This is a genomic window from Elusimicrobiota bacterium (genome assembly GCA_041658405.1).
GTDB lineage: Bacteria > Elusimicrobiota > UBA5214 > JBBAAG01 > JBBAAG01 > JBBAAG01.
Genome location: JBBAAG010000036.1, coordinates 21,592 through 28,357, shown reverse-complemented (window position 1 = coordinate 28,357; position 6,766 = coordinate 21,592). Strand labels below are relative to the sequence as shown.

The following is a 6,766-nucleotide window of genomic DNA, read 5'->3' as shown; positions in this document are numbered from 1 at the left end:
AATACGTTATTAATGGCGAAAAAAGTTGCTCAAACGTTTACCTCCCGCGGAGTTAATGTCAAACTGCTTATGCTAGAGAAAAGTGATCCTAAAAGTGTTAATCTTGACAATATGCTTGGGCTTGCGTTTCCGGTAGCAGGTTTTTCTACCTACCCATTTGTCTGGGACTTTATTGAAGCTTTACCTGAGACAAAGACAGGGACAAAAGTGTTTATGCTGGACACTCTTGGCGGTGCATCCGGCGGGATAGTGGGGCCGTTAAGGCAAATACTTAGAAAAAAAGGGTATGATACCGTTGGGGTAACAGAAATTATTATGCCGCCGAATATCTGGATTGTATACCCTGAGAGATGGAGTAAGTATTTGGTACTTCGAGGGGAACGGCAAGCACAGAAGTTTGTGGAGAATATCCTCGCCGGTAATGCAAGCTGGCATCGGGTACCTGTACTATCGGACATTGTGTACCACTTCTCGCGGTGGGTAACGTCGTTATGGCGGTGGGACGTTAACCAAAAATGGTTCCCATTCCGTACTAACAAAAAAAAGTGTAATAAGTGTAACCGTTGCATAAAAATATGCCCGCGGGAAAATATATATTCCGCAGCGGATGGGTATCCGTCGCATCTTGATAAGTGCGAGTACTGTATGCGTTGCGCATCGTTCTGCCCAAAAGATGCAATAATTTGCGGGTGGGCTGGAAAAAAACGGTACCATGCAGCAGGGGTTGAGTATACAGAGTTTGAATAGTGTTCTTTAGGAAATATAAAAAGTGAAAATATTATTTAAGGCATTCATATTTACACTGTTTTGTTTGGGTATACTGCATTCTATCCATCAAAGTATTACTTTAAAACTGCATTATGATAATATTCAGATACTGGATAAAGCTATTTTATTTGTTGATAAAGGCGTTTTAACTAATTTTGGTAATGCAAGTACAGGTTCTGGGTATATCCCGGGTTCGTTTCAGACCGTGATAACAGCTTGGCCTATGAAGTTATGGTTCTCTCCTTACGCAGCGATTGCGGTAATAATACTGTTTCATGTATTATCACTATTGTTCTTATGTAAGGTTGCGTTAAAAGCAACTGAAACTGAGCATATACTAATACCTCTGATGTTGATATACTGGCTGAATCCCTGGAGAGTTGAGCAGACAGAACTATACAATATTGGTTACCTTTTTTTGTTCGCAGCATTGCACTTATGGACTGCGTTTAATATGCGCGAAAAATTGTTTTGGAAAACGTTTCTGCATATCATAGCAATTGGGTTTTGCGCGCAGGTGCATTTTTCTTTTGCGATATTATTATTCCTGTCTGTTATACTTGTATTAACTAAGTACATACGTATTAACTGGTGGGGTGTTATTTTTGGGATGCTGGTTATCGGGTTGAGCCTTACCCCGTATTTGATTGAATATTTTTCTAACCCCAGCATAAAACTATCTCTTGCTCAATCAAAAGATATGTTTATTGGTCGTAATTTATTGCTGGTTTATCCTGTAATCAAAGCGGTATTGTACTGGATACGGTATTCAACCACTTATTTTGGACGCCAGATATTTTCAATGATTGATTTTAATTGGATAAACAATACCGTAGTGTATTCTATAGCCTATTACTCGTTCCACATCCTAAAATGGGTTATTGCTGCGGGAACAGTATGGTGGAGCATTAAGATTAACAAGTATTTGTTTGTACAATTTATGAAACTAAAACCTTTTGACAGAAAAACAGGCCATACCCATGAGTTGCCTATGGATAGGCTTTATCTGTATACCGGCTACCTGTTTATCGCGGTACTGGCAGCATCAGCGTTATCACCGGTTGAATTTAATCATTGGCATTTAATTTTGTGTTTTCCTGCTATAGCGTTGGTTGCGTCTATACAATTAATGAAATTATCGCAGAACCTGTCAAAAACGAAGTCCAGGTGGGTATGGGCTTCAATAACAATTTTCTTTCTCATGGTCAATATCTTCGCTGCGTTAGACAGTAGGAAGCATTTTTATAAAAATGATTTCCATCAGGATTTTATGAATTATTATCACCACAAAAATTATAAAGTCTGGGATTAAAACAATTATTTTAGTATAATATATCTTAGATTGATTATATTCATTGTACATTCCGAACCTCAATCACCTGTCTCGGGATCGCAATAAAACGTAAAAATCTTTTGTACCAAATATTCGAGTGAACTAAACGGGGGCAGATTACTCCGTGCGGAGGTAAAAGATATGTACAACATTCCTGAGATCAAAAAAATTGCGTTTATTGGCAACTATTTACCCCGTAAATGCGGGATCGCGACGTTCACCGCAACCCTTTACGAATCAATAGCCAACCAGTTTCACAATATCCACTGCCTTGCTATCCCGGTCAACGATATTAAAGAAGGGTATGATTATCCCGATTGCGTAAGGTTTGAAATCAGGGAACAGGATATTGATTCGTATAAGCGCGCTGCGGATTTTATTAATATCAACGCAGTAAACGTTGTTTCGTTGCAGCACGAATACGGTATTTACGGCGGCCCGTCCGGCGTGTATATCCTCACGTTGTTGAAACAACTGCAGATGCCCGTAGTGACGACCCTGCATACAGTTTTGAAAAAACCGAACTCGGACCAACGAAGCGTGATGGAAGGATTGACCGAACTATCCGACGTGTTTGTAGTTATGACCCAGCGCTCTGTCGATTTTTTGACAGATATTTATAAAGTGCCGGAAAACAAAATACGGTTGATCCCGCACGGGATTCCTGAAATACCGTTTATTGACTCAAATTTTTATAAGGACCAGTTCGGGCTCGAAGGTAAGTTTGTACTGCTCACCTTCGGCCTGTTGTCGCCCAACAAAGGGATTGAAAATGTGCTGCAAGCCTTACCCGCGATTGTAAAAGAATATCCGAACGTCGTTTATGTAATCCTTGGCGCCACCCACCCGAACCTTGTGCGGGAAGTAGGGGAAGTATACCGCCTGAAACTGCAGAATATGGCGGAAGAACTCGGGGTTGACAAAAACGTGGTGTTTTACAACCAGTTTGTCACGATGGAACAACTGAAAGAGTTTATTGTTACCGCCGATATATATATTACTCCGTACCTGGAAGAAGCGCAGGCGGTCTCCGGCACGCTGGCGTACTCGTTTGGCGCGGGTAATGCCGTGATTTCTACGCCGTACTGGCACGCGACGGAACTACTCGCTGACGGCCGGGGGATTATTGTACCGTTTCGCGACCCGGAAGCGATCTCGCGTGAAGTACTGGGCTTGATCCGCGATGACAACAAACGCAACGCTATGCGCAAAAACGCCTTTATCCTCGGCCGGGAAATGGTATGGAATAATACGGGCCGGATTTATTTGGAAACGTTTAAAGAAGCAAGGTTGAAACACCCGACGCTTATCCACAAAAAACTTGTGCTGCCTTCGCTGGACCAGGAATTGCCGGAACTGCCGGCGTTTAAGCTCGACCATTTGTACAGGATGACGGACTCTACCGGCATTATCCAGCACGCGATTTACAACATCCCTAACCTCGCGGAAGGGTATTGTACTGACGACAACGCACGGGCGCTGATCCTCACAATCTACCTCGACGAACTTAAAGAAGGGGATAAAACAAAGCTTACCGACATGGCAACAATATACTTCGCGTTCCTCAACAGCGCGTTTGATCCTAAATCTTGCCGGTTCAAAAACTTTATGAATTACAACCGCACCTGGGTCGGCGAAGCTAACGGTATGGGGTCGGAAGATTCGCATGGGCGCACCCTATGGGCGTTGGGTACCTGTATCGGGAGGACGACGAACGCGGGATTCAGGAATTTTGCGAATACAATATTCGAACGCGCGTTAAACCCTATCTGCGACTTCTCGTCACCCCGAGCCTGGGCGTTCGCGATCATCGGGATCCACGAATACCTCCGGTGTTTTGACGGCGACCGCCGGGTACATCAGATACGGCAGATACTGGCAAAAAAACTGTTTGAACTCTACAAAGTTCATAGCGATAAAGACTGGCCGTGGTTTGAACCGGTGGTGACGTATTGTAACGCACGGCTGTCCCACGCGCTGATCCTGAGCGGGAAGTGGCTGGAGAATAAAGATATGCTGGACGCCGGGCTGAAATCGTTACAGTGGCTGGTAAAAATACAAACGTCGCCGAAAAACCGGTTTCGCCCTATCGGCTCAAACGGGTTTTACAAACGGGGTGAAACAATTTCTGTGGCAGACCAGCAGCCGGTAGAAACGCATACCATGATCTCGGCGTGCCTCGAAGCGTTTCGCGCTACCGGCGACCTTATGTGGTATACCGAAGCGAGGAAAGCGTTCCAGTGGTTCATGGGGCGTAACGACCTGGATATCGCGTTGTACGATTCGTCTACCGGCGGGTGCCGCGATGCGCTGCACGTGGACCGTATCAACCAAAACGAAGGCGCGGAGTCCAGCTTGGCGTTTTATATTGCTTTAGCAGAAATGACTGTTATGCAGAACTCGATTGAAAGCCAGAAAGTTGTGGCATCGAAATAGTTTTATCGGAGGAACGATAAATTTGTGACAACACTCGCGCCGTTTGCGGAAAGTTCTGATATTTGCCTTACCCCGGACCAGTCGAGGATAATCCTGCGGCCGTTTACGCCCCGGAGCGAAGCGCAGGTCAACCATATTATCTCGCGGGTAATGGCATTACCCGATGATAAGGTCACAGCCCAGCTTAATAAGGTGTTGGGCGATTTCGCGAAACACCACGAGAATATTGAAGCTGTGTTTCTTGAACATTACGAAACGGTACACCCGTACCTGTTCACCGATCTGCCGTTGTCGAAGGAACGAAAATTGTTGATCGGGTCATACTTTACAAGCGAGTACACGTTTGAGTCCGCTGCGCTGTTTAACCCGTCCATCGTCCCGCATCCCGACCAGTCTAATCTGCCAGAGGGCGCGTTGCGGTTCATCATGAGCCTCCGCGCGACGGGGGAAGGGCATATTTCGTCGTTAACCTTCCGGACCGGCATTATCGACGGGAATAACGCGATAACGATTGACACGCCGGGAAAATATTCTGTACCCGCGATACACGTACAAAACCCGGGGTATGACAAACACTGTTTCGCGATGAAACTTTCTGAGATGAAGATTGAAAACGATTTTTCTGCAGCGGTACTTGATTCGCTGAAAGATACGTTTACGTTTATGGAGATCACCGAGAGTTTGAAAACCGTGGCGCATAGCAGCAGCAGAAAAAAAATGAGTACCGACAAAAATACGCATGAAAAAATATTGTGGCTAGCGTTATCCAACTACGAAGCCGAGATTCCTGTGGACGAAGACTTGTCCGCGTTTGTAGTGTTCCCCTCATCCCCGGCGGAACAAAACGGGATTGAAGACGCGCGGTTCGCGCTGCTCACCGAGGATGACGGGAGTAAAACGTATTACGCGACCTACACCGCGTATGACGGCCGGGCGATTTTGCCGCAGTTGGTAGAAACAAAAGATTTCCGGCATTTCAAAATTATTACGCTTAACGGTAAAGCTGTGGAAAACAAAGGGATGGCGTTGTTCCCGCGGAAAATCGGGGGGAAGTACGCGATGCTTGCGCGGCAGGACAACGAAAACCTGTTCCTCATGTATTCCGACAACATACATTTTTGGCACGAAGCGAAGGTTATTATGAAACCCGCGTATGACTGGGAGTTTGTGCAAATCGGTAACTGCGGGTCGCCTATTGAAACTGACGATGGGTGGATTGTACTTACCCACGGAGTGGGGCCGGTGCGCAGGTACTGTATCAGCGCGGTATTGCTCGATAAAAACGACCCGGCGAAAGTCATCGGGCGGTTGAAACAACCGCTTATCATGCCAAACGAAACTGAACGTACCGGGTACGTGCCGAACGTTGTATATACTTGCGGCGCGTTAGTGCATAACCAAAAGCTTATCCTGCCCTACGCTAAATGCGACCGTGTGACGACCGTTGCGATTGTGGACATTAAGGAACTGCTGGGGGAGTTTTAGGATATTAATGGAGTAAGACACTATTAATAAAAACAATTCATTAATAAACTTTTGTTATCAATTCTTATCGTTTTCACACATTTTTCATGAAAACGTTCACACAATTTCTGCTCTGATTCCTTTAGATGTCCATACCAATTACCGTTAATAATTCCTGCGGCTTTGCTTGGACAAAATTCCTTTATTATTAGAGATACTAATTGTATAAAGGACATCGGCATATAAGGAATTCTAGGAAGGTCACAGTCACTTGCTAAAGATTCTTCTATTGCTTCTCGTTCGCTATCATTTATATTTAATTCGTTTATTAAGTACTGATTCAATCTACCTGCATATTGAATATGATAGAAAGGTTTTTGTGATTTATCAGATTTGCCTGTACAAAAATCAAAATGAAACTTTCGAATTAATGTATTTTTTTTCAAATCGAATACGGCAAAATAATATGTAATATGTTCAAATTCAGTTTTCGATTTATGCAATGTTATTTTTCCGCCAAAGAATATCTTGTACTTTTCGTCTTCAGATTTAATCCAACTATCGAAATTTAAAAGTTCTGTGCTTATATGCTTTTTAAAATCCTTTGGTTTTTTAATAACTGGCATTTTATGCATTGCATTATCAGAATCACTATATATGACATTTGATAGTTCTTGCATTTTAGCAGTACTTCTAATTATTTGAATTGTTTTAAATTCTCTGTGAAATAGTTCTAGAGGATTTAAAGGATACTCTGATAGCATA

The 6,766-nt window shown here is 43.8% G+C and carries 5 protein-coding genes; 4 read left to right on the top strand and 1 reads right to left on the bottom strand.

The window, feature by feature from the left end; genetic code table 11:
• From WC955_07555 to WC955_07540, 4 genes are all read left to right on the top strand, one after another.
• On the top strand, positions 1 to 747 hold a 747-nt coding region (locus WC955_07555; GenBank protein MFA5858907.1), incomplete at its 5' end, for an EFR1 family ferrodoxin.
• Positions 748 to 769: 22 nt separating this feature from the next.
• Positions 770 to 2,080: a hypothetical protein gene (locus tag WC955_07550; protein MFA5858906.1), complete on the top strand. Its 1,311-nt coding sequence runs from the start codon at positions 770 to 772 to the stop codon at positions 2,078 to 2,080.
• Between the two features lie 162 nt (positions 2,081 to 2,242).
• On the top strand, positions 2,243 to 4,537 hold the full coding sequence (locus tag WC955_07545; protein MFA5858905.1) for a glycosyltransferase family 4 protein: 2,295 nt from the start codon (positions 2,243 to 2,245) through the stop codon (positions 4,535 to 4,537).
• 24 nt (positions 4,538 to 4,561) lie between these two features.
• On the top strand, positions 4,562 to 6,022 hold the full coding sequence (locus WC955_07540; GenBank protein MFA5858904.1) for a glycoside hydrolase family 130 protein: 1,461 nt from the start codon (positions 4,562 to 4,564) through the stop codon (positions 6,020 to 6,022).
• 23 nt (positions 6,023 to 6,045) lie between these two features.
• Here WC955_07540 and WC955_07535 read toward each other — a convergent pair whose 3' ends face one another.
• Complete coding sequence (locus tag WC955_07535; protein MFA5858903.1) at positions 6,046 to 6,765, bottom strand: hypothetical protein; 720 nt, start codon at positions 6,763 to 6,765, stop codon at positions 6,046 to 6,048.
• Position 6,766 lies beyond the last annotated feature (1 nt).